We start from the raw sequence: 24,677 nt of genomic DNA on the forward strand, positions 1-24,677 counted from the left end.
CCGAGCTTCCAATACCTTTTTTTAAGTTTTACTTGCAGTTTTTATTGTTTTACTTAACATTAACCCAAGCTTTAGGGGTATTTTATGGATCAGAAGACAGATAAGTTTCCACAATTTTTAAAAATGTTGTGCTTTGTTGAAATGTGGGAACGTTTCTCTTACTATGGAATGAGGGCACTTTTGGTCCTATTTTTGACTTCTCACTTAGGTTTCACTGATGAGAGGGCCTTTACTATTTACTCATTATTTGCTGCAACAGGTTATGCTATACCAATACTTGGAGGTTTTTTAGCTGATAAGTTGATGGGATTCCGCAACATGGTGTTGCTTGGAGGGATAGTGATGATAGCAGGTCATGCTTGCATGTCATTGGTTAAGTTTGAACCAGGTTTATTATATTTAGGTTTATCTCTAATAGCCATAGGTACTGGTATGTTTAAAGGGAACGTAACTAACTTACTTAGTTCATGCTATGGCAAAGACGATCCTGAACGTAGCAGAGGCTTTACTTTATTTTACGTAGGTGTGAATATTGGAGCAATATTGGCTTCTATTTCATGTGGTTATGTAGCCCACTTGTTTGGCTGGCACTACGGCTTTGGTTTAGCTGGTATTGGGATGTCTATAGGGCTAATCTTTTTTCTCAAATTTCAGAATCTTTTAGGAGATAGCGGCCTTTCTCCTTATCCAGAGCTTATGAATAAGCGCATATTAGGGATTAAAATTTTTGGTATAGTATTGATAGGAAGCTTTCTGTCATCATCAATAATTGCTAAAATGCTTATACATAGTGAATTTTTTACTAATATGCTCATATTTATTGGAATAACAGCTCTGGGCATATTTATTTATATAATATCTAAATTATCAGCAGAACAAAGACGAAAATTAGTGGCATTATCTATTCTTGTGGTATTTTTCTTGTGTTTTTTTGCTTTAGAAATGCAGCTTGGCTCTTTGGTTAACTTATTCACCGAAAGAAACGTTATTAACAATGTATTAGGTATAACAATCCCAGCTTCAGTTTCTCAAGCCATAAATCCTTTGTCAATTATAATATTTGGCTTTCTTTTTGGAACATACATGAAGTTTAAGCAAAAATATGCAACTTCCATGTTTACCCTTGGCCTTCTGACAATGGCTATGTGTTTTTTCACACTGTACATAGGATGTTTAAACTCTAACATTGAAGGTAAAGTAGAATACTTATATTTAATAATTGCTATCTCCTTTATGGGACTGGGAGAATTATGTATTGCTCCATTAGTCCAAGAACAAGCAACTACACTAGCCCCCAAAAACCTTAGAGGAGTAGTGATGGGTATAGTAATGCTGTCATTAGCGTTTTCTAACCTAGCCGGAGTTGCAATATCAAAATTTATGTCAGTTCCTTCAGTAAATGGTAAAATAAATTATTTAGAATCTTTAGAAATATATAAAGAGGGTTTTTTAAAGGTGGGAATATTTAATTTAATGCTCGTTATTGTATTTTTATTCTTCTTCAATTTTATACATAAAGTTGTTACTAACTCATCTTGTACAAAAAATTGATATAGGTAAGCTCAAATTTGTAGGTTTAAGGTACCCGTTCAGCAGAGGTAGCAATTAAACTTTGTAACTTTTGAAAAAGATTATGATTGCATTTTTTCAATACTCTTTGCTTAAGATTTATATTTAACGCTGCTTAAAATCAGTGAAATGCACACCCCAGCAAACTACTCTGCCGAGCTTCCAACACTTTCACATTTACTATTTTGTCCCTGTATTTATCTTCAGAATCATCAATGCACACTGATTGCATATATGGGCTTTTACCAATAATTTGGTTTTGGTGTTTACCTTTTTTATCGCTAAATAGAACAGGTATAGTTTTACCTACCATACTCTGGTTAAACTCAAGTTGTTGCTTACTAATTAATTTCTGTAAACGAAGAAGGCGCTCTGTTTTAACCTCTTCTGGTACTTGATCTTTTCTTTCCGCTCCCGGTGTGCCTGGTCTTGGGCTGTATTTAAAACTATAAGCCTGAGCATATCTAACTTTTTCTACTAATTTCATAGTTTCTTCAAAATCTTTTTCGGTTTCTCCAGGAAAACCAACAATAAAATCAGAAGAAAATTCGATTTCAGGTTTCAATTTGCGAAATCTGTCTATTATTTCCAAATACTCCTCTGCAGTGTGTTTCCTGTTCATCGCGTGCAATATTTTATTTGAACCAGACTGCACAGGCAGGTGAACAAACGGCATGAGCTTTGGCTCTTCCGCATGTGCCAAGTAGAGAGATTCATGCATATCTCTTGGATGAGAAGTTGTATAACGAATCCTCTCTAGCTTTTCAATTTTAGCAATATGACTAATTAATTTTCCTAAATCCCACACTTCCCCTTCGCACTCCCCATGGTAAGCATTGACGTTCTGACCAAGCAAATTGATCTCATTTGCCCCATTTGCAACTAATTTCAATGCTTCACGAAATATTTCATTCACTGGCCGTGAATACTCAGCTCCACGAGTATAGGGCACTACACAAAACGTACAAAATTTATCACAACCCTCTTGTATGGCAAGAAACGCAGAAGACCCCTGGCTATTGCCATAGCATTCATCTGGCAATTTATCAAACTTTGCAACTTCAGGAAAATCAGTGTTTATTACATGACCTTTACTTCTGCTTGCTTTGACTATCAGTTCCGGTAAGGTAGCGATACTCTGCGGACCAACAACAATATCAACAAAAGGAGCCCTTCTGAAAACTTCTTCTCCCTCTGCTTGCGCTACACACCCAGCCACCACTATAGTCATTTCTTTTCGTAACGAATGAATCTTCCCAAGCTCTGAGTAAAGTTTTTCTGCTGCCTTCTCTCTAATGTGACAAGTATTCAGTATCACTAAATCGGCTTTCCCTGCATCACTAACAACGTTGAACCCCAAAGGTTTAATTACATTTTCCATTAAAACGGAGTCATAAACGTTCATCTGACAGCCGTAAGTTTTAATATATAGGCCTTTCATATTTGGTATGTCTTTTTCAAAATTTCTTCACCCTACACGTAAATGTCTAACAGACCAGCGCGTGACGCTAGTGAACTTGCTAGCACAATAGATTTTGACAAAATTATACGAAAAACTGGATCCCAGTGTCAAGCACTGGGATGACAAGTTCTCGGCAACCCCTACGTCATACCATCACGGTATCTCTAGATCCCGCTAACAAGTAGCGGGATGACGGTTGTCAGGGTGTCATGAAAGTAGCTAACACTGGCTTCCATCCAAGAGGGCAGTGCCCTCTTCTTGTCATCCCAGTGCTTGACACTGGGATCCAGGAAAAAGAATGGTGTCATGCAAGTAGCTAACACTGGGATCCAGGAAAAAGAATGGCGTCATCCGAGTAGCTTGACACTGGCATCCAGGAAACTTAATTGCAAGTAATGCATTGAGTTTGGTGAGTATGGGTTTTGCGTTATAGAATGAAGCACTTTTGGTGAATTTGTAAAGAAAGCTGGATCCCAGTGTCAAGCACTGGGATGACAAGAAAGGGAGCACTGGAATTTTTATTTCAGTATTGTACATTAGCCATGCATCTGAACAGATACGAGCTTTCTGCTTTTTTTGGGTAAGGTCAGTCAAAAAGGTTTTACAACAACCATAATAACTATAACTATTATCAATACTGTAACTGCTTCATTTAAAACGCGAAAATAAATATGTGACTTCTTATTCGAACCCATTGCAAAATTTTTCCTATATTTTGCAAGTAGCATATGAATAATTAACATCAAAAGTATTGCAAATGCTTTTACATGAAACCATCCTTCACGATATGCTTCCCTAATAACCATTAGTGTAATTCCAAGACCAAGTGAGAAAAGCATTGCAGGGTTTATGATATATCTAAGTAGCCTCTTTTCCATTGTTTGAAGCAAGCTATCATTTTCCGATCCCGGTTTTACAGTTGCATGGTAGACATAAAGCCTGGGTAAATAAAGCATACCTGCCATCCACATGATAACAGAGATAACGTGAAAAGCCTCAAGCCAGTGGTAATAGTTCATTAGCAAAAATTTAAAATTCCTGGTATTGTGTTAGTTTAATGAAAAAGAAATCGATATGAAAGCAGAAAATTTCACTAAAGAACAGATAATTGGATTCTACAGGAAAATGCTACTCATACGCAGATTTGAGGAAAAAGCAGGACAATTATATGGGATGGGATTAATAGGCGGGTTCTGTCACCTATCAATAGGACAAGAAGCAGTTGCAGTTGGAACTCAAGCTGCATCAAAATTAGGTGACGCTTTTATCACAAGTTATAGAGACCATGGCTTAATGCTCGCATGTGATTCTGATCCAAATGTTGTAATGGCAGAGCTTACCGGCAAAGAAACAGGATGCTCGAAAGGTAAAGGTGGTTCGATGCACGTATTTGACGTTGAAAAAAAATTCTTCGGCGGGCATGGAATAGTGGGAGCACAAGTTCCAATTGGCACAGGAATAGCATTTGCTAATAAATATAAGAAAAAAGATAATGTGGTATTTACATATTTTGGCGACGGTGCTGCAAATCAAGGACAAGTATATGAATCGTTTAATATGGCATCTTTGTGGGAGTTGCCTGTGGTTTACATCATAGAAAATAATGAATACGCAATGGGAACCTCCGTGCAAAGGTCAACTTTAGTAACAGAGTTATATAAAAGAGGAGAAAGTTTTGGTATTCCTGGAAAACAAGTTGATGGAATGGATTTTTTCTCTGTTTATGAGGCTACAAGCGAAGCAGCGGAACACACACGCAGCGGAAAAGGGCCTATCCTGCTTGAAATGAAGACATATCGATATCGCGGTCACTCAATGTCAGATCCTGCTACTTATCGCTTAAAAGAAGAAGTTGAAGATATGAAGCAAAATCATGACCCTATAAGCACTTTAAAGAAATACATGACAGATAATAAAATGGCTTCAGAAGAAGAGTGCAAAATAATTGATAAGGAAATACGTGATTTAGTAAAAAAGTCGGAAGATTTTGCCAAAAATAGTAAAGAACCAAGCGTTGATGAGCTGTATACTGATGTTTATAAATTTGTTAGCTAATTTTTTTATCCAGAACTGTACAAACATTGTATAGTAAACGATGTCATCTAAATAGCTCCTTCTCCCGTCATCCAAGTGCCCTCCTTTTTTTGTCATCCCAGTGCTCTGACTACTTGGATCCAGCTGAGTTGGTGAGTATAAAAGTATAGCTAACGCAAGCTCTACGTCATGCCGCCGCGAACCGTCATACCGCGATTCATTCGCGGTATCTCTAGATCCCGCTAACAAGCAGCGGGATGACGGTTGTCAGGCTAGCTGTCATCTCAGTAGTCTCCTTCTCCTGTCATCCGAGTAGCTGACACTGGTTCCTTTATGACGGCAGTAGCCCCTTCGGTGTCATTCCAGTGCTTGACACTGGAATGACACCAATAATTGACATTTCACTAGATATTCATTATAAATAATGGAATGCTACAAAGTATAAAAACCATATTAATAGAAGACGATAACGTTAGGCTGGATAGGTACATCAGAAGAATCTTTCCTGATCTAAAGCAATCTGTAATTGAAAAATCTTTAAGGAAAGGATTAATCAAAGTTGATGATTGCAAAGCAAAGTCCAGTGATAGAGTAAATTCTGGGCAAACTATAACGCTGAAGCACTTGAATTATATTGAAAACGCTAATTCTGATCGCAAATATAATGAAAAGTTAGTGAATCTACTAAGAGAGAACATATTATATGAAGACGAATATATACTAGCTATAAACAAACCCGCAGGGGTCATCGTTCAAGGTGGCGTAAAAGTAAAGATTAGCATGAGTGATTTGCTTGACCAAATAAGAGAGGGAGAAACATTTAAAATTGTCCATAGGCTAGATAGAGATACGAGTGGAGTGATAATATTCGCACGCAACGCTAATGTTGCCAGATACCTTATGGAAGAATTTAAAGGACGAAGAGTAAAAAAAACTTATTTAGCATTAACTTCTGGCATACCGAGCAAGGATAGTGGAACAATAGACTATCCATTGGTGAAAAAATATGTTTCAGGTCAAGAAAAAGTGGTCGTTGATGAAAATTCACCTCAGAATGCCACTACGCATTTTTCAATTATAGCAAAATCCAAACACAATGTTGCTTATTTAAAATTACAACCAATTACCGGCAGAACCCATCAGTTACGTGCACATTTAGCTCATATAAATTGCCCTATTCTTGGTGACGGTAAATATGGTGGTAAAAAAGCTTTTATTGATGGGATAGCAAATAAAATTCACCTTCATTCGCATTCTTTATCTCTAAAACTGCCAAACAATAAAGAAATCACTATCACCGCTCCTATCACTAAACACATCGAAAAATCCATTGAAGCGCTATTTTTCGACTGAAACGATTTCACCAATCAACTTTTCTGTCTTTGGCTTTAATTTGAAGCACAGATATTAGGCTAATTAATGCGCAGGCAGTAAGATAAATGCCTGCTGCAAGTTTTGTTTCGGTTTTTTCTATAAGCCACATGCATATGTATGGAGAAAGGCCACCAAAAATTCCTGCAGATATATTATTTGCTAAGCTTACGCCAGTGCATCTTACTTTTGTTGGAAACAGTTCACAAATAACAGAACCATATATTCCAAAAGATGCACCTACTGGTATAGTAATCAATAAGTAAGTTATTATTACGACATAGTGGTTAACGGAAGATAATAATGGTAATACACATGTACCAATCAGAGATAGCATAATCAGTACAGGAATCATTACGCGTTTTCTTCCAACTTTATCAGATAAAATTGCAAAAAGTACCGCAGATGCTGCAAATACAACCTGTATTACTATCCTCATTAAATCTTTAACACTAATGGATAAAATAACTAGCTCTTTTATTGATATATTATAAAACATTATTGCTGCGTAGACAATTGCATTCTGAGCAATTCCCAGATTGATTGAAATAATAAGCGGTCTTTTATAGTTTCTTACTAGTTCTAACAATGGTGAATGTGCTAAATTATTAGCGTACTTATTAGTTTTATATGCTAAGCTTTCTTTTAATATGTACCTAGTTAAAAAACCTATTGTCCCCAAAAAAAAGCAAAAATAAAAAAGCAACTTCCATCCCCATATTTCATAGTTCTCACCTGTAACTCTTTTGCAGATAAATATCATTGTTATGCATAAGAGCGTTCCAAGGGCTCCGCTAAAGGGCTTCATACTTCCTAAGAAACCTAGATTTTTTTTATCTTTTGAATGCTCTATCGTAAATGCTGTATTAATGCTTGTTTCACCTCCTGCAGTTATTCCTTGCACTATTCTACAAAACACAAGCAATACAGGTGAAAGCAACCCTATTTCTTTATACCCAGGTATAATTCCCATAATTGTGGATGATATTGAAATTAATATTACTGAAGTAAGTAAAGTCTTTCTTCTGCCATACTTATCTCCCATATAACCAAAAATTACTGCACCAATTGGTCTAAACGCAAAACCAATTGCAAAAACACCAAGGAATTTGAGTGTACTCAAATAATGATCTTCTGATGGGAAAAAAACGTTGATGATTGTATCTGTTAATACTCCAAAAAGAGTGAGTTCATACCACACAATCATGTTACAGATCATGCCCGATAGTATTGCTTTTTGGATATTATTCATGGTCTTTCAATTTAACATAACCTAATATATCATTAACCGGTGCTCCTTGCTATAAAATTTTTCATTCAATAACCTTCAAGGATAATTCACGTAAATGCTTATCCTCCACCTTGGAAGGAGCACCCATTAGAACATCTTCACCTTGCTGGTTCATAGGAAAACAGATTACTTCACGAATATTTGGCTCATCAGCAAGCAGCATAACTATTCTATCAACTCCTGGTGCTATTCCACCATGAGGAGGAACACCAAATCTGAATGCACGTACAAGTGCACCGAATCTTGTATCAACTTCTCCCCGGCTATAACCTGCAATGGCAAAAGCTTTATACATGATATCCAGTTTGTTATTACGAATCGCCCCACTTGACAGTTCTATTCCATTGCAAACAAGATCATATTGGTAAGCAAGGATATCCAGTGGATTTTTGTCCTCTAAATCTTTCAGACCACCGTGTGGCATGGAGAATGGGTTATGAAAGAAATCGATTTTTTTACTTTTATCGTCATATACAAAATATGGAAAATCAATGATCCAACAAAACTTGAAGATATTATCATCTATAAGACTGAGTTCTGACCCTAAAAGAGTGCGTACTTTTCCTGCAATGTTTGCCGCCTCATTCTCTTTGTCAGAAGCAAAAAATACACTATCTCCTGGCTCTATGTTTGTTGCTTCTCTTATGTGGTTTAGCCTATTTTCATCAAGAAATTTAGCAATTGGGCCTTTCGCAGTTCCATCTTTATCAAACGTTATATATCCGAGACCCTTAGCACCGAATTCTTTTTGCGCATGTTCTATCTTTTTATCAAAGAAGCTGCGTGGTTCCTCTGCTGTTTTAGGTGCAGGGATGGCTCTCACTACCATACCACGCTCAATATTGCTTTTGAAAATATTGAACCCTGAATCACGAAAAATTTCTGTAACATCGCTGATTAATAGTGGATTGCGCAGATCTGGCTTATCAGAACCATATTTAAGCATTGCTTCTTTATATGTAATACGTGGAAAATCTTTATCAACAGACTTACGAGAAAATTTAGCAAACACTCTATATAAGGTAGACTCAATAATCTGAAAGATGTCTTCTTGAGTTACAAAAGACATTTCAAGATCTAGCTGATAAAACTCTCCCGGAGAACGGTCAGCCCTTGCGTCTTCATCACGAAAACACGGTGCAATTTGGAAATATTTATCAAACCCTGAAACCATGAGCAACTGTTTGAAAATCTGCGGAGCTTGTGGCAATGCATAGAACTTGCCAGGATTTAGCCTGCTTGGCACTAGGTAGTCGCGTGCTCCTTCAGGAGAGGAAGCAGTGAGTATTGGAGTTTGAATCTCTAAAAATCCTCGCTCTATCATGAGCTTGCGGAGCTCTGCAATAATTTGTGAGCGCAAAATAATATTGTTGCGGACTTTTTCACGTCTTAAGTCAAGAAATCGATATTTAAATCTCATGTTTTCTGGGTATTCTTGCTCGCCGGTAATGCTTGCCAATATACTTCTTTCTTCTTTTGCTATTTCTTCATCAAAGTGGAACTCAACTTCCGACTCAACGCGCAAATTGTTGACTATCACCTCGATTTCTCCGGTAGAAATAGAGCTGTTTACCGTATCTTCAGTTCTAGCTTCAACTATTCCTGTAACAGTAATTACACTCTCCAATTTTAAATTTGATATCTCATCAAAAAAGTCTTTGTCATTATTAAATACTAGTTGAGTGATTCCATAGAAGTCTCTTAGATCAACAAAGATTAGGTTGCCGTGATCACGCTTACGGTATAACCATCCAGAAAGGGTAACTTCCTTTTCTACGTCGTTCTTCCTCAGTTCATTGCACGTATGAGTTTTATAGCAGTTCATATTTGTTTTACTTCTAAATTCTTTAAGAAGTATAGAAATAAACCTTATTACATACAAGCCCGTTCGTCAGATATTTGCGCAATTTTCGAAATAGAGCAGTACTGCTTTTATATTGTCTTTACCCGCAAAAAAATTGCACAATTTCTATAATTATGGTATAATAGCAAGGGTATTTTTAATGAATTAGATACAGGAAATGCCACTTACACAGATCATATTATATAGCGTAACATTACTTGCTGTAGCTGCAGTATTTCTCTTTTTGAGAAAAATATACAAAAATCGCATTAGAAAAATCATACTTCCTAGAAAAGTTTTTAAAGAAGAGTGGGAAGAAGACAGAAAATTCAATGAATTATATCAAAAAAATAAGCAAAAAGAGTTGATGAAACAACAAGAAACGCTACGCGAGAAACAAAAAGATGTGCAAGTTTATAAAGAAGATCCAGAAATAGTTGACATAGCAAAACCGGTAGGTAAATGGACAAAGATGGTTATGATGGGTAATGGTTTAATGCAGCGTTTTGCACAATTGATACATAGAGAAGGCGGACAGAAAGGATTTTGGGAGCTGTTTGTAAAAGCTCAGGCTTCAACTCAAGGTAAACATAAGGGAAAGGGCAGATAATCCATGCTTGAATGTGAAAATTTATCCTGCACTCGTAATAATAAGGTACTATTTAAGAATCTCAGTTTTAAAGCTGAGCTAAAATCAAAGATTCTAATCACTGGTCCAAATGGTAGTGGTAAAACCAGCTTAATTAGAAGTTTATCTGGACTTTTACCACCGGTATCAGGCAATATAAGGCACTGTGGAAAAGATATATATGATGATCCAAAATCCTATATATCTTCTATGGTCTATATAGGCCATAAGAATGCCTGTAAAGATAGCTTAACTGTTGCTCAAAACGTAGAATTCTGGGCAGGAATACGAAATACTAGAGAATTGATTGTGGCAGCTATTTGTTGCTTGCAGTTGCAACCTGTACTTAATATTAGATATGGCGAACTTTCTGCAGGCTGGAAAAGGAGAGTTGCGCTTGCTCGCCTCTTGATTTCTAATGCAAACGTTTGGCTGATAGATGAACCATTTTGTAATCTTGATAGTGCAACGTGTGAATTAGTGCTGAACTTAATCTCAATACGCTCTGAGCAAAATGGTATAGTAATTATTACAGGGCATAGCTCTACAGAGCAATTGTGTGATTTTACAACGATTGATATACGTAATTTCAATAGACTTCTTGTATAGTTTTTGGCAACAACCGCTAGAAATAAAAAACTTACTTGACAAACTCCGCCAGCCTCCTTATCATGAAACTGAAGCTATTTATTTATCTTCTCTGTACAGATTAAATGACAAAAAAACTCACGTATCTGGCGTCTCATGTTTAATTTTTTGCACTATGTGCACTCTATGTCTTTATCAAATTTCTAGGTTTTTACCTATACAAGCTGAAATACGCTTATAAAGCATTTAAAACATCAAAAAACGCCAACTTAAAAAATGGATAGTGAATAATTAGCTACCCTAGGGTTTCTTTTGCCTTTTTTTCTGTTTAGTAAATTTCTTAAACATTTATGACTAAAGGTTAGTTGCATTAAAAAGCAGCTAAATCGCGGTTATTAAGCGTTTAGAATAAAAAAACGCCATACTTGAAAGTATAATGTAAGTAATTAGCCAACCACGGGGCTTCTTTTGCCTTTTTTTTCATTTGGTAAATTCCTTAATGTTTATGGCTAAACGACAACCGTCATCCCGCTGCTTGTTAGCGGCTAAGGGATACCGCGAAGGGATACTGCGAATGAATCGCGGTATGACGTTAATTATTCTGCGGCGGTATGACGTAGAGCTCGCGTTAGCTATACTTTTATACTCACCAACTCAGCTGGATCCAAGTAGTCAGCTACTTGGATGACACCCTGTTGAGGCTGCGCTTACACATTCCACTTTCTATGCTCACCAAACAAATTTGCTTATTCGCAGCAAAATTTTCTGGATCCAAGTATTCAGCTACTCGGATGATATCTTTGTGTTTGAAGCAAAACCAGCTATAACATTTCTTCGCAAACAAATGTTCGTACAGTTGTGCGCGTGATGCTGGAATCTAGACAACAATTAGATCCTATTGTCAAGCAATAAGCTACATGTGCTATTTATTTAGTAGATTAAATATGAAGTTTAAAACTCTGCTATTGACTTCCTGTAGAACTAGTGAAAACCAAACTTGCTTAAAACCACTTAATTAGTTATAGTTATAAGTTTAGGTACAGTAAAATGACAGCTTTTGTCCCCTTGATTATTTTTTTAATCTTGTATCTTGGAAGTGGTGCTTATTTTTCTTTTATCGGAACTGATAATCCACTTCATCAGGTTTCACCAGTAATCTGCTTATTACCAGCACTATTTTTTGCTGTCTCACGTGGTACAAATAAAATTCAGCATAACATCGATACTGTTATCAAGGGCATGGGTGACAAAAACACCCTTACTATGTGTTTAATTTTTTTATTTTCTGGAGCATTTTCTGCGGTGACTCAATCAATCGGTAGCGCAGACACTGTTGCTAATTTAATTCTTAATTTCCTTCCAGCAAGATTACTGCTGCCTGGAGTATTTTTGGCTTCTGCTTTTATTTCAACTGCAATTGGCACATCTATGGGAGTTGTTGCGCTGATGGTACCTATAGCTGTTAATCTGGCAAAAAGTGGAGCTTTTGGTCTCGAAATAGGAACTGCAACTGTAGTAGGTGGTGCCGTGTTTGGCGATAACCTTTCGATGATATCTGATACCACCATTGCATCTGTTTCTTCACAGGAAGCTTCAGCAAAAGATAAACTTAAAATGAACTCTAAAGTTGCACTTATTGCCAGCATTATAACACTCATCTACCTAGCAGTTGCCTCAAATAGTACAAAAATTATTTCTATATCAAATTTAGATTATTATTCTATAATAAAAATTATTCCTTACATTTCTTTAATAATCATGGGGCTGCTTGAAGTCGCCACTTTAGTAACAATAACTATAAACATAATTATTGCTGGTGTGCTAGGAATAACTTTTTTTGACTATGCTATCATTCAATTTCCTCATGACGTGTATGACGGTTTCAAAAAAGTAAACGAAATAGTGATATTTGCTCTATTTATCGGTGGATTGAGCCATATAATGTACAAGCAAGGTCAAAAAGCGTTGCATAAACTCATCGATGAAAGCAATATCACAAAAACTAAAGCTGAATTTGTGATAGCAGGAATTGCGTCTATGTTTACTACCTTAGTTGCCAATAATACCATTGCTATTTTACTAAGTGGTGGCATTGCAAAAAGGCTTGCACAAAAACACAGTATTGCGCCACATCGCAGCGCATACTTATTAGATGTTTTTGCTTGTGCTACAAAAGGTATCTTACCTTATGGTTCCCAACTATTGCTAGCAGGTAGCATCGCCTCTGTATCACCTATTTCTTTATTAACACAGGTATATTATTGCTTTATTCTAGCGGCAGTTACAATAGGCGAAATAATCATCAACAGCAGAAAAGAGAAACATTGTGCGGCTGCAACTTAGAGTTTCTCTTTTTTTACCCATAAGGAACGGAATTACTTGACACCCTTCGCCAACCCCCTTATTATGATGTGTAGTACAATGATACAAATTAAGAATTCCCCCATCCTGTGCTGGTTCTTCGATCTGAAATCCTACTTCTACCTGATCACAACCAATGTTAATTTGTCCTATTAATGCTTTAATAATGCCGCGCTTAGTTTGCCAATCTAGCTGTTCCAGGTTCGATTTTACACTAGAATAAAAATTCTTTATGCTATTTATAATAAGACTTATTCCTTTTTCTACTGCCTTCTGATCAACTACCTTTTTTTTCTCTTCTTCTATCCCTTGTAAGCGTTCTTTCATTTTTCTCATTGTCTGTTTAAATTCTTCCTCGCTTATATATCCTTTCTCTCCTGCATTTTCTTGACTATAATAATCTTCCATTAATTTTTCGATACCTTCTTTTATTTAATTTTCTCTTCTTGCAAACTTTTTCTCTGATGATTCATCATTTTTATTTTCTAATACTCTACGTTGGTATTCCTTTTTTATCATCTCTGGGTTTTTTAGTACATCTTTCACCTTTTCCCATACTGACCTTACCCAGAAAAAGTGGAGAGAAAGAAAGGAGTTTTTTCGGGTAAAATAAAATTTTGGAGGATTAGAAATGGTAAGAGAATATACGGCAGAATTCAAATTGGAAGCTGTTAAGCTGGCAAATGAACAAAGAAAGGTAGGTCAACCAGTTGCAAAAGTAGCAAGAGATCTAGGAATAAGGGATAGTGTATTAGGAAAATGGATGAAGAAATATAACGAAAAAAAGTCAGCGGCAAATGCATTTCCAGATGTAGCACCTTATGACAAAGAGAGATTTGATTTACAAAGCAAGAGTAACAAGGGAAAGAGACATTTTAAAAAAAGCCCTGGCCAGTCAAAAAGAGTAAAATATTTTTTCATAAAAGAGCATAGTAAACACTATAAAGTGCAGGAATTATGTAGGGTTTTCTGCTAGTGGCTACTATAAGTGGACTACAAGGAAAATAAGCAGTAGAGAATCAGCAAATAAAGAGTTATTAGCAGATATTCAAAAAATATATCAAGCTTCTAAATGTAGATATGGAGCTCCTAAAATTCATGCTGAATTAAAGGCTTTGGGTAAAAGTTGCAACTTAAAAACAGTGCAAAGTATTATGCAGAAAAATGGTATTCAGGCTATATTGAGAAGAAAATTTAAAATTAAGAAACAACAAACGGACAGTAGCTCCCAATATATTAGACCAAAACTTTATTGTCGATCAACCAAATAAAGTATGGGATTACTTATATAAAAACCAAAGAAGGATGGCTATATTTGGCAACAATAATCGATCTATATTCACGCATGGTAGTTAATGAGCAGTTCAATAAATAAACAATTGGTTATGGACTCTTTATTAATGGACGTTAACAAGCGTAAACCTGCCAAAAATCTACTATTACATAGTGATCAAGGTTCACAATATACTTCGCAAGGTTATCAATATCTCTTATCCATAAAAAACATAGATGAGTTATAAAGGTTGTTGTTACGACAATTCTGTTGTGGAAAGCTTCTTCAGTTCTCTAAAAAGGGAGTTACCAATAGACACCTCTCGGCACTCTAAACAGCATATCAAAACTGCTATATTTGAATATATAGAAATTTTTTATAACAAACAACGTCACTATTAACTATTGCATTCCTGAGCATTTTGATTCATCATTCTCTTTGTGAAAAACATTCCAAACTTTCTCTCCACTTTTTCTGGGTAAGGTCACATGTCAATGGCTCCATAAGTTCACATTCTATTCCCAAACTTTTTTTAACTAACTTTAAAATCATAGAAAATACTGTCGAAAAAGGAAGTTTTCTTGTTCGTGTAAAACTCAACACAATGGATTTTCTGAAAAGTTTTCGAGTATATTGCATTTTTAATTTGTAAGATAAGATCTTTTCCTTTTTGCATGCCTCACCTAAAAAAGACACATTTTAAACTTTTTTGTTGCAATAAAATAGAAACAAAAGTGCTGTCCCTTGCACTCTTTGGATAATTTAATGATAAAAAATTTGGAGAGAAATTTTATACACTATCGCTGATATTTTTCCTTAAGTTGACGCCATTGCCTGAACGGATACATGACAAATCTATCGTTTATCAAATCGTCGTGTAAGCCTAAAGCTATAGGCATTAAGCACGATAGAGAAAATCATTTATAATCGCTATAGCAACTAGTGTAGACACTTGACGTTCCTTGTAATTTGATAAATAGAGGTTTTTATATGATTTTACAACAAGGGCTTCTGGATAACATTGAAAGTAAATATTACCGTGCTTATCTTCAATAGCCTCTATTACCCCCTCACTGGAAAATGCTGCAACTTTATATCCAAGTGACTCCAATTTTCTTCTATTTTCTGGTGTATTACTTACTGCTCCTGAATGAGCATCTGGAAAATATGTTGAAAACCAGCCATTTTCATTAGGTATTAGGAATTTGGCTATTACTTCTGCTAAACGACTATTTGGAACGATCTTTATCTGCTGGAGAGGTACATCCTCTTTCTGTGGATTAGGTGCTGATTTTAAATGAGATCTTTGCTTCTCTTCATCACTCACAACACTCACTACTTCAATTCCCTTTGCATTCATTATGCCTTCACATATGCCAAGCAAATGAATTGCAGGGTTATCATCAACTATTTTTACAATTGCTTCAGTAACAAGCTGGCGATAAGGAGTGGGTGCTGAATGTAAATTATCCGGAATAAATATCCTATTTATTTTGTGCTCTTTAATGAATTGTGCAACTTCAACTTTTATTCGGTCTAATGTTAGCTTTTTTGCCAATGTTTTATCTTGTTTTGCGAGATTAAGTGACTCTGTCTGAATTTTTTTAAGGCTAATTATCTTATTATAATCAATCAGTACAGTCTTAACCACAAAGTTATTAAACATCTCATAGATATTTTGAGATAGCCCAAGTTCATGTGCTTCTTCCGTTTTCAACAAACCAACAACTACGTCATTATTTACTGTATTTTCTGCCGTCAAGACAGTTGACGCTGGTTCTTCTTTTCTGGTTACATGTTGAGATGCCGGTTTTTCGCTAACGTCAGCATAAGTAATATTGCTTAATAATAGAACTATAATTAATAAGATATTAAATAGTTTATTATAATATTTATATACTATGACTTGCCTCCCTAATATTTATATTACGATATAGAGTATTTTATAACAAAAAGGCAAGTTTGCCAAGAAAGAGAAGGTGGCCTGAGCAGGAATCGAACCAGCGACACAAGGATTTTCAGTCCTTTGCTCTACCAACTGAGCTATCAGGCCAACTGTATACTTTTATTTTTAGATAAAAAATGTTATTATGTCTATCAAAAGTTTTTAAAGTAGTTTATAAAAATAAAGGATGAACATTAATGACAAAATAGGAATCTACCCTGGCACATTTGACCCTATAACTTTTGGGCATCTTGACATAATCAAAAGAGCGTGTAAACTAGTCGATAAATTAATAATAGGAGTTGCAGAAAACGTTAATAAGCATACTGCCTTTGACACAAAGCTACGCACAAGCATGGCTGAAAATGAAATCAAAGGACTAGGAATTGATGCAGATGTTATATCTTTTAATGGGTTGCTAGTGAAGTTTGCCAAAGAGCAGAATGCTTCTGTTATTATTAGAGGATTAAGAGCAGTGTCGGATTTTGATTACGAGTTTCAAATGAGCTGGGTAAATTATAAACTTCTTCCTGAAATCGAAACCATATTTCTTCCTGCTTCTGAAGATACTCAATTTATCTCATCAGGTTTTGTAAAGGAAATAGCAAGATTAGGAGAAGATGTTAGCAAATTTGTATCAAAAGGCGTTCAAAACGAATTGATTAACCTGAATAGGATAAAAAATGGAGAATAGTGCTTGTTGTTTTTTATTTCTGAATGGGTATATTCAATATATAAAATGTTATAAGCTAAAGGAGCAGCATGTCAAAAGTGAGGGTTAATAATAGAAAAGTTTGTTGTCATGGTGATGAGAATGATGAGGGTTCTGGCCATCCATTAATATATTTAGATATGGGAGAAGAAGAGGAAATAGCCTGCCCTTATTGTGAAAAGACGTTTGTCCATGACTGTACTGTAGAAGCGGTTGGGGAGCTGACTAGGGATGAGCTCTAATGGCACTTCTGCAGACTTAGCTTATGTAAATAGCAATAAGAGGGGCAGTAAAAATGAAACTGTCCATACGGTCGAGCACTCCCCCATGGCCAGGTATCATATTTCCACTATCTTTAACACCGTAAGCTCTTTTAACAAGCGACTCAGTAAAATCGCCAAGTTGCGCTAGAATAGCAATTGCAAGGCCAATGATTGGAGAATAAAAAATTGAAAATAGACCAAAAAATATTGATCCAAAAATTGTGCACACTACTCCAGCTAAAATCGCACCAAGAAGTCCTGTCCAAGTTTTTCCAGGGCTAAGAATTGGGCAAATTTTAGCCCCACCAAAATTCTTACCAAATAGGTAGGCAGTAATGTCAATTCCCCAAATGGTTAAGACGAACCATACTAATGCGTATTTTCCCTGTGGTAGGTTATATAAATATATTAATGAGGCGCTTGGTAGTGCAATCAATAATAATGCAAAAACGTATAAAATTTTGTTTCCTTGGGTTAGATTATACCATTCAAAAGAAGATAAAACTGCTATCGAAAAAATCAATAGGTAAAACGATAAATCACTGAAATATGTAGCAAAAGAAAATATGAATAATATTACTATTGAGGACAACATTCTAACTATAAAATTATTATCTACCATATTTCTTCTCTCTTTTTGTATAATCTTCTAATGCTTTGCTCAAATCTTGACAAGAAAAATCAGGCCACAAAGTATCACAAAAATACAATTCAGCATAAGCTGCTTGCCATAATAAAAAGTTGCTTAACCTTTTTTCGCCGCCAGTGCGAATTAATAAATCCAATTTTGGCAAATCTTTAGTATACAGAAATTTTTCAAATTCCTCTTCTGATACATAAGCAATATTTTCTTTTATAATATTGCTTATAGCTTGTGTAATTTCTTGCTTTGCTCCGTAACTGACTGCCACAGTGAGTAATAAACCATCGTTCTTATGTGTCATTTCTTCTGCTTTTTTAATTTGATCCAATATTTTACTGGGTAACAGACTTAAATTGCCAATAAAATTCAACTTAATGTTACAGTTGCAAATGAAATTGACTTTATCTTCATTAGTTAAAACGGAGTAAAATAAATCAAATAGACAGTCAGTTTCGTTTTTAGGTCTAAGCCAATTCTCCATAGAGAATGCATACAAAGTTAAGTAGGGTATGGTTAAGTCCGTACAATACTTGGCAATATCGTATGCAACTTCACTGCCCTTTTTATAACCATCAATTTTTACTCTTCCTTGATTGTTTGCCCATCTACCATTACCATCCATAATAATTGCTAAATGTTTCGGTAAAGATTCTTGATTCAACATTTAAATTTAACCTAATTTTGACTTGAGTGAAATTTTTTGGATTTCAATGGACACCTGGAAGGTGTCAGCTACTTGCATGACAGGAAGAGAGTTACTGTAGTGACACCAATAGTTGATACTTGAATGCAAAATTGGTGTCATCCCAGTGCTCCGACACTGGGATCCAGGAAATTTGATTTCAAACAAGTGCATCAGATAGTTGTATAGTAAAGACTGGATTCCAGTGTCAAGCACTGGAATGACATCATTTGCTATGTAAGCTTTCTCCATATCATTTAGTGATTCAGTATATCCTTTTCTTTGATGGACAATTCACCATCAATTTTTTTTATATTATTATCAGTAATATTTTGTATTTCCTTTTTAGCACCATGAAAATCATCTTCTGAGATTTCTTTATTTTCCTTCATTTTTTCTGTTTCTTCCATAATATCTCTACGTATATTTCTAATGGCAATCCGTGCATTTTCAGCAAACTGATGCAATAATTTCACTAATTTTTCACGGGTTTCTTGTGTTAAGTCCGGAAGAGCTATACGTATGGTATTGCCCTCAACAACAGGATTTAAATTCAAGTTGGCATTTAATATAGCATTTTTCACTTCACCGACAACATTAATATCCCAAATTTTAATTGATAGAGTTTTGTTATCTATAACCGAAACACCTGCAACCTGATTTAACTTTTGATGTCCACCATAGATATTTACAACTATACCATCAAGCAACGATGCGCTAGCTCTACCAGTGCGTACGCCTTTAATATCATCATGAAAGGACTGAATAGTTTTTAGCATTCTTTCTTTTGTTTTAGCTTTTATTTCATTTAACATAAATTACCTAATGTTTACAATCTGAAACTATAGTATAAGTACCTTGACCCTTAATAATATTGACTATTTTTTCTCCCTTCAAAGAAAAAACTATAATTGGAATAGAATTCTCACGAGCAAGTGAAATTGCTGATGCATCCATAACTTTTAAATCACGAGTCAATAAATCCGTGTAAGAAAGCCTATCATACATTACAGCATCCTCATTTTTTTTCGGATCAGCGGAGTATACACCATTTACTTGCGTACCCTTTAGAATAACATCACAATTCATTTCAACAGCACGTAAGGCTGCAGCTGTATCTGTAGTAAAAAATGGGTTGCCTGTGCCTGCTGCAAAAATTACCACTCTACCTTTTTCTAAATGACGAATAGCTTTCCTTCTTATGTAAGGTTCACATACAGTGGCCATGGGTATTGCAGATAATACCCTAGAAGCTATTAAATTTTTTTCTAAAAAGTTTTGTAAAATTAAAGCATTGATTATAGTTGCAAGCATTCCAATATAATCACTACTTGCTCTTTCACAGCCACTTAAAGACGCAGATGTGCCACGAAAGATATTACCACCACCAACAACAATACATACCTGAACTCCAAGCCTGTTAATATCAGCTATATCTTTGCACAATTGGCTTATTATTCCCATATCATAGCCAAAAGACTGTGACCCCATTAAAGCTTCACCAGAAATTTTAAATAACACTCTGGAATATTTTATTTCGCTTTTTTCATTTATTGAGGGAAACATTTTTTACCATTTAGTTTGCACCACCCAAAACAAGTAACTTGTAATTAGAGAGTTTAACAGCACTCACCTCGCTTGATTTTATAAAATCAGAAACCTTCATTTTATCATCTTTTATGAACTTTTGTTCCAGTAAAACAACTTCTTCATAGTACTTAGCCATTCGTCCATCTACTATTTTTTTTGCTACTTCTTCAGGTTTATTTAAGCTCCTTACTTGTTCTTCAATTATAGAACGTTCATTTTTCAACTTCATTTGATCTAAATCATCTATAGACAAAGCTTCAGGCTTCATAGCAACTATGTGCATCGCTATTTGTTTTCCAATTTCCTGTAACTTTGCCTTATCACCGGGTGATTGCAATGCAATTAAAGCACCAATCTTACCTAAGCCACACACATCACCATGTACGTAGCCAGCAATAACTCCATCCTTAGCTTCTAAGTAACAAAGCTTGCTTAACTCTAGCTTCTCACCAAGAACTGACGTACCATTCATAATAGCTTCCTGCACTGTGCCAATGCTTTCATACTTGGCATTTTTTAACTCATCAACGCTAGTACAGCGTTCTTGATGAGCAATTGATGCTAAATTTAAAACTAACTCTATAAATTTCTCATTCCTTGCGACAAAATCGGTTTCGCAATTGAGTTCAATCAATACACCACAATTTTCAGTCAAACACATAGCAACGAGCCCATCTGAAGCTACTCTATCAGATTTTTTGTCAGCTTTAGCAAGACCTATTGTACGTAACTTATCAACGGCTTTCTTAATGTCACCATCACATTCTTCTAATGCTTTTTTACAGTCACTTAAGCCAAGCCCTGTTCTATCACGTAATTCTCTTATATCATCTGGATTCATCTTCATTTGTTACTACCTCCCTTTCTTCTTCTTTGTAAACTTTACTACGTCTCCTTTTAGTTTGCACAATACCATCTTCTTTTTCTTGAATAAACTCATCACCCCTTATATCATCAATCTTAACTCCAGATTTTGCTAGACTAGACTCTATTCCAGCTAATATAGAGTCGGTAGCTAATTTACAATAGAGCTCTATTGATTTTCTTGAGTCATCATTTCCAGGTATTAGATAAGTAATACCATCTGGATCAGAATTAGTATCAAGTATTGCAACTATTGGAATTCCTAACTTCTTAGCCTCCTTAACCGCTATATGCTCTTTATTAGTATCAATGATGAATAAGATATCAGGAATTGCTCCCATTTCTCTAATACCGCCAAGCGCCTTATCAAGCTTTTGCTTTTTCTTTTCAATGTTTCCCAATTCTTTCTTTGTTAAAATGCTATCCTCGTCATTTAATATTTTCTCATATTGCATCAAGGTTTTTATCGAAGAAGAAACAGTGCCCCAATTAGTAAGCATACCACCAAGCCAACGATGATTCACATAATATTGACCACAACGAATCGCTTCACTTGCAATAATATCAAAAGCTTGAAACTTTGTACCAACAAATAGAATGCGACCACCTTGAAATGCAACGTCATATAAAACCTTCATGGCCACCTGTAGCAATGGTAGTGTTTTTCGCAAATCAATTATATGTATACGATTTTCTTGATGCACTCCATATATGTATGGAGCAATTTTTGCGTTCCAGCGACTAATTTTGTGACCAAAATGTACACCAGATTCAGCTAAATCACGCACAGTGACTTTAGGCAAATTTGTCATATATCATTCCTCCAAATAGTTTATCTTCCATGGCATAACCCTAATGGGACTACTTGTACAAGCCATGTGTGAAATTAAATTATTTACATAGTAATAGAAAAGACAGCAAAGCGCAAACAAAAAATATTGACAAAGGGCAACATGTTTATTAGCTTTAAAGTTGAAGCCCGAAAATGCTAAAAAGAAATTAGGGGGGTGTAGCTCAGTTGGTTAGAGCGCATGCCTGTCACGCATGAGGTCGTGAGTTCAAGTCTCATCACTCCCGTCATATTAGTTTTAGCATAACTTAGAATTCGCAGTATTATTGCCGGTATTGAGAAACGCCTTCACCAAACTTGACATGGCATGGTATTGTAATTAATACTTAAATAGGTTTGTTTTTATCATTAACAATTAGGATTAAATATGCTCATTTCTGAAGTTTTTGCAGCAGATGCAACTAGCAATACATCAAGTATCGGCGCATCTTTTGCTAGTTTTACTCCATTGATTTTAATATTTGTGGTATTTTATTTTCTCATTATTCGCCCACAACAAAAAAAACTAAAAGAACATAGAAGGATGATAGATCAAATAAAACGTGGTGATACAGTCATTACTTCTGGTGGAATAATAGGTGAAGTTAATAAAGTTGATGAGGCAAATGCACAATTTATAATAGAAATAGCACCAAAAGTTGAGATAAAAGTTCTAAAGTCCGCTATATCTGAGGTTTTAAGCAAAGAAACTCAAAAAGTAGCAGCTAAACCAATTAAAAAGGTAAAATCGAAAGAATGATAAAAAGAATATAAATCAACCAGTAATAAAGGCAAAAATGCTTAACATGTTTAGAAAAAAGTTTGTTTGGTGATCCATTTGTGTGTGGAATATTTGGTGTAGTAAGTAGCGGTGATTCAGTAATACCAACTTTACTAACTGGGTTGCAAAAATTGGAATATAGGGGATATGACTCTTCAGGTATAGCAATCATAAACAACGAAGGTAAGATAGAAGTCAAAAAATCAGAAGGTAAAGTCGAAAGGTTATGTGAAGTTGTTGATGACAGCAAGATGTCTCACAGTACAGTTGGTATAGCACATACTCGCTGGGCTACACATGGAGTTCCAGGCCTTAAAAATGCTCACCCCATTCGTACAAATAACGTTGTTGTTGCTCATAACGGCATAATTGAGAATTACAATCTGCTAAAAAAGGGTCTAGAAGAAAGGGGAATGCCATTCCATACTGACACTGACACAGAGATCATACCAAACATGCTAACCTTATATCTTGATGAAGGATTGTCGCCAATTGATTCTCTATTTAAGTGTTTAAACAACTTACATGGCTCATTTGCCTTGGTCTTATTATTTGCAGAATATCCAGACGCCTTATTTGTTGCGAAGAGAAATTTGCCTTTAGCAATAGGCTATAACTGTAACACAGTGTTTGCTGCATCTGACTCTAATGCTTTAAGTGCATTTGTGGAAAGAATATCGCATTTGGAAGATGATGACATTGCAGTGATAAAATCTAGTGGAGTTAGTATATACAACAATGGTACACAAGTTAAACGCAGTATAGAAAATAGTAGTCCAAGTGATTTTCTAATTAGCAAAAATGGTTACCCTAGCTTCATGTTAAAAGAGATTTTTGAGCAACCTTGTGCATTAAACAAAACAATAAACCAATTTTACAAGCAATATAAAGAGGTCAACAAAAAATTATTCTCTGAACTGAATCACATTACTATAGTTGGATGCGGATCATCTTATTTTGCTGGGCTAATAGCGAAGTATTGGCTGGAAAGTGTCGCTCAAGTTCGAGTATATCTAGAAATCTCGTCAGAATTTAGGTATAGCAACGTCAAGCTAGAAGAAGGCAGCATTGGGTTATTCATCTCTCAATCTGGCGAAACTGCAGATACCATAGAAGCGCTGCGTTATGCGAAATCACAGAAGCAAACAATCATTAGTATAACTAATACATTTAGCAGCAGCATTGAAAAGATCTCAGATATTGTGTTACATACTCTTGCTGGGCCAGAAATTGGTGTTGCTTCAACAAAAACCTTCTCTGCACAACTTGCAACTTTAGCATGCTTTGTCGTGGAGCTTGGAAAAATAAAAGGTGTACTGGGTGGAGAGAGAATAAAACAGCTAAGCAACGCTATCAACTCTATTCCCAAGCATGTTGAGCATGTTTTAAATGTGATGAAAATACAACATATATCAGGCAGTATATTAGAACACAATAACGTTATTTTAATTGGCAGAGGAAGCTCATATGGAGTTGCAATGGAAGGTGCATTGAAGATAAAAGAGCTTTCATACATCAATACCATTGGTATTGCAGCGGGAGAAATGAAGCACGGTTCTATTGCTTTAATAGACTCTACTGTGCTTGTTATAGCAATTATCCCTTATGATAGTTTATTCTTTAAAACGCTATCTAATATACAAGAGATTATTGCAAGAAAAGGCAAAGTAATTGCCTTCAGTGATAAGCAAGGAGCGCCATTCCTAAGGGAAGTTTGCGCAGATGTGGTGCAACTTCCAGACGCTGATAATTTTATCTCTCCAATCATCTACAGTGTTGCTATGCAATTCCTTGCTTACTTTACTGCAGCAAAAAAAGGGTTAGACGTGGATTGTCCGAGAAATTTAGCCAAGTCTGTTACGGTTGAGTAGTCCATTTAAAGTTAAAGCTAAACTTCTAATAAGGTAACCAGACTGCATTCTGTGATTTTTAGCAAAACACGATACAC

Annotated in this window: 23 protein-coding genes, 2 tRNA genes and 2 pseudogenes; 12 read left to right on the forward strand and 15 right to left on the reverse strand. The window is 35.5% G+C overall.

Features of this window, described 5'->3' with window-relative positions; translation table 11 throughout:
* The first annotated feature begins 84 nt into the window (after positions 1-84).
* Positions 85-1,551, forward strand: coding sequence for a peptide MFS transporter (locus tag EA652_RS01675; RefSeq protein ID WP_007548626.1), 1,467 nt, complete (start codon positions 85-87; stop codon positions 1,549-1,551).
* Positions 1,552-1,690: 139 nt separating this feature from the next.
* Here EA652_RS01675 and miaB read toward each other — a convergent pair whose 3' ends face one another.
* On the reverse strand, positions 1,691-3,010 hold the full coding sequence (gene miaB, locus EA652_RS01680) for a tRNA (N6-isopentenyl adenosine(37)-C2)-methylthiotransferase MiaB (protein ID WP_010962578.1): 1,320 nt from the start codon (positions 3,008-3,010) through the stop codon (positions 1,691-1,693).
* 611 nt (positions 3,011-3,621) lie between these two features.
* The gene (hemJ, locus tag EA652_RS01685) at positions 3,622-4,050 is read right to left on the reverse strand and encodes a protoporphyrinogen oxidase HemJ (RefSeq protein WP_010082641.1); all 429 of its coding nucleotides are present in this window, start codon (positions 4,048-4,050) and stop codon (positions 3,622-3,624) included.
* Between the two features lie 55 nt (positions 4,051-4,105).
* On the opposite strand from hemJ, the gene pdhA reads away from it, so the two are divergent.
* Both pdhA and EA652_RS01695 read left to right on the forward strand, forming a co-directional pair.
* Complete coding sequence (gene pdhA / locus EA652_RS01690; RefSeq protein WP_012673137.1) at positions 4,106-5,086, forward strand: pyruvate dehydrogenase (acetyl-transferring) E1 component subunit alpha; 981 nt, start codon at positions 4,106-4,108, stop codon at positions 5,084-5,086.
* Between the two features lie 408 nt (positions 5,087-5,494).
* Positions 5,495-6,418 carry an RluA family pseudouridine synthase gene (locus tag EA652_RS01695; protein WP_006279888.1) on the forward strand — a complete coding sequence of 308 codons (924 nt, stop codon included), beginning with the start codon at positions 5,495-5,497 and terminating at the stop codon, positions 6,416-6,418.
* A gap of 7 nt (positions 6,419-6,425) precedes the next feature.
* Here the strand turns inward: EA652_RS01695 and EA652_RS01700 are convergent, their stop codons facing one another.
* Both EA652_RS01700 and aspS read right to left on the reverse strand, forming a co-directional pair.
* Positions 6,426-7,688, reverse strand: coding sequence for an MFS transporter (locus EA652_RS01700; RefSeq protein WP_006280528.1), 1,263 nt, complete (start codon positions 7,686-7,688; stop codon positions 6,426-6,428).
* Between the two features lie 61 nt (positions 7,689-7,749).
* Positions 7,750-9,552: an aspartate--tRNA ligase gene (gene aspS, locus EA652_RS01705; RefSeq protein ID WP_007548818.1), complete on the reverse strand. Its 1,803-nt coding sequence runs from the start codon at positions 9,550-9,552 to the stop codon at positions 7,750-7,752.
* A 196-nt stretch (positions 9,553-9,748) separates the two neighbouring features.
* Between aspS and EA652_RS01710 the strand changes: the two genes are divergently transcribed.
* The 3 genes from EA652_RS01710 (at position 9,749) to EA652_RS01725 (ending at position 13,129) form a co-directional block, all read left to right on the forward strand.
* The gene (locus EA652_RS01710; protein ID WP_007548817.1) at positions 9,749-10,180 is read left to right on the forward strand and encodes a hypothetical protein; all 432 of its coding nucleotides are present in this window, start codon (positions 9,749-9,751) and stop codon (positions 10,178-10,180) included.
* Between the two features lie 3 nt (positions 10,181-10,183).
* On the forward strand, positions 10,184-10,807 hold the full coding sequence (gene ccmA, locus EA652_RS01715) for a heme ABC exporter ATP-binding protein CcmA (RefSeq protein ID WP_007548816.1): 624 nt from the start codon (positions 10,184-10,186) through the stop codon (positions 10,805-10,807).
* A gap of 1,026 nt (positions 10,808-11,833) precedes the next feature.
* Entirely contained in the window at positions 11,834-13,129 is a 1,296-nt protein-coding gene (locus EA652_RS01725; protein WP_006280467.1) for a Na+/H+ antiporter NhaC family protein, read from the forward strand.
* Here the strand turns inward: EA652_RS01725 and EA652_RS01730 are convergent.
* On the reverse strand, positions 13,058-13,555 hold the full coding sequence (locus EA652_RS01730; protein ID WP_039963914.1) for a hypothetical protein: 498 nt from the start codon (positions 13,553-13,555) through the stop codon (positions 13,058-13,060). The two genes, EA652_RS01725 and EA652_RS01730, sit on opposite strands and share 72 nt — an antisense overlap.
* 223 nt (positions 13,556-13,778) lie before the next feature.
* On the opposite strand from EA652_RS01730, the pseudogene EA652_RS07610 reads away from it, so the two are divergent.
* A pseudogene (locus EA652_RS07610) lies at positions 13,779-14,864 on the forward strand (IS3 family transposase).
* Between the two features lie 24 nt (positions 14,865-14,888).
* Here the strand turns inward: EA652_RS07610 and EA652_RS01750 are convergent.
* From EA652_RS01750 to EA652_RS01760, 3 genes and pseudogenes are all read right to left on the reverse strand, one after another.
* Positions 14,889-15,096, reverse strand: a pseudogene (locus EA652_RS01750) (IS4-like element ISWosp8 family transposase); the annotation flags it as partial.
* A gap of 222 nt (positions 15,097-15,318) precedes the next feature.
* The gene (locus tag EA652_RS01755) at positions 15,319-16,323 is read right to left on the reverse strand and encodes a hypothetical protein (protein ID WP_039963913.1); all 1,005 of its coding nucleotides are present in this window, start codon (positions 16,321-16,323) and stop codon (positions 15,319-15,321) included.
* Positions 16,324-16,400: 77 nt separating this feature from the next.
* A tRNA-Phe gene (locus tag EA652_RS01760) sits at positions 16,401-16,473 on the reverse strand.
* Between the two features lie 79 nt (positions 16,474-16,552).
* On the opposite strand from EA652_RS01760, the gene coaD reads away from it, so the two are divergent.
* Together coaD and EA652_RS01770 are read left to right on the forward strand one after the other, a co-directional pair.
* Positions 16,553-17,059 (forward strand): pantetheine-phosphate adenylyltransferase, encoded by a 507-nt coding sequence (gene coaD, locus EA652_RS01765; RefSeq protein ID WP_012673139.1) that lies wholly within the window; start codon positions 16,553-16,555, stop codon positions 17,057-17,059.
* Between the two features lie 68 nt (positions 17,060-17,127).
* Entirely contained in the window at positions 17,128-17,319 is a 192-nt protein-coding gene (locus EA652_RS01770; protein ID WP_006279326.1) for a zinc-finger domain-containing protein, read from the forward strand.
* Positions 17,320-17,335: 16 nt separating this feature from the next.
* Here the strand turns inward: EA652_RS01770 and EA652_RS01775 are convergent, their stop codons facing one another.
* The 7 genes from EA652_RS01775 to rpsB are packed head-to-tail and all read right to left on the reverse strand — an operon-like array spanning position 17,336 to position 21,931.
* A complete protein-coding gene (locus EA652_RS01775) occupies positions 17,336-17,962 on the reverse strand; it encodes a phosphatidate cytidylyltransferase (protein ID WP_006280510.1) in 627 nt (208 codons plus the stop codon).
* Entirely contained in the window at positions 17,952-18,647 is a 696-nt protein-coding gene (gene uppS, locus EA652_RS01780) for a polyprenyl diphosphate synthase (protein WP_006280511.1), read from the reverse strand. The genes EA652_RS01775 and uppS overlap by 11 nt, the downstream gene beginning before the upstream one ends.
* Before the next feature lie 6 nt (positions 18,648-18,653).
* Positions 18,654-18,917, reverse strand: coding sequence for a hypothetical protein (locus EA652_RS07520; RefSeq protein ID WP_039964055.1), 264 nt, complete (start codon positions 18,915-18,917; stop codon positions 18,654-18,656).
* 5 nt (positions 18,918-18,922) lie between these two features.
* A complete protein-coding gene (gene frr / locus EA652_RS01790; protein WP_007549203.1) occupies positions 18,923-19,480 on the reverse strand; it encodes a ribosome recycling factor in 558 nt (185 codons plus the stop codon).
* A gap of 7 nt (positions 19,481-19,487) precedes the next feature.
* Positions 19,488-20,231 (reverse strand): UMP kinase, encoded by a 744-nt coding sequence (gene pyrH, locus EA652_RS01795; protein ID WP_007549204.1) that lies wholly within the window; start codon positions 20,229-20,231, stop codon positions 19,488-19,490.
* A 10-nt stretch (positions 20,232-20,241) separates the two neighbouring features.
* Positions 20,242-21,102: a translation elongation factor Ts gene (gene tsf, locus EA652_RS01800; protein WP_007549205.1), complete on the reverse strand. Its 861-nt coding sequence runs from the start codon at positions 21,100-21,102 to the stop codon at positions 20,242-20,244.
* Positions 21,083-21,931, reverse strand: coding sequence for a 30S ribosomal protein S2 (gene rpsB / locus EA652_RS01805; RefSeq protein WP_012673140.1), 849 nt, complete (start codon positions 21,929-21,931; stop codon positions 21,083-21,085). Before rpsB ends, tsf begins: the two co-directional genes overlap by 20 nt.
* A gap of 191 nt (positions 21,932-22,122) precedes the next feature.
* Between rpsB and EA652_RS01810 the strand changes: the two genes are divergently transcribed.
* From EA652_RS01810 to glmS, 3 genes are all read left to right on the forward strand, one after another.
* A tRNA-Asp gene (locus EA652_RS01810) sits at positions 22,123-22,196 on the forward strand.
* A gap of 140 nt (positions 22,197-22,336) precedes the next feature.
* Positions 22,337-22,708 (forward strand): preprotein translocase subunit YajC, encoded by a 372-nt coding sequence (gene yajC, locus EA652_RS01815; protein WP_007549294.1) that lies wholly within the window; start codon positions 22,337-22,339, stop codon positions 22,706-22,708.
* An 80-nt stretch (positions 22,709-22,788) separates the two neighbouring features.
* Entirely contained in the window at positions 22,789-24,600 is a 1,812-nt protein-coding gene (glmS, locus tag EA652_RS01820; protein WP_012673141.1) for a glutamine--fructose-6-phosphate transaminase (isomerizing), read from the forward strand.
* Positions 24,601-24,677: the final 77 nt, after the last annotated feature.

This window comes from Wolbachia endosymbiont of Drosophila ananassae, from assembly GCF_008033215.1.
GTDB classification, from domain to species: Bacteria; Pseudomonadota; Alphaproteobacteria; order Rickettsiales; family Anaplasmataceae; genus Wolbachia; species Wolbachia pipientis.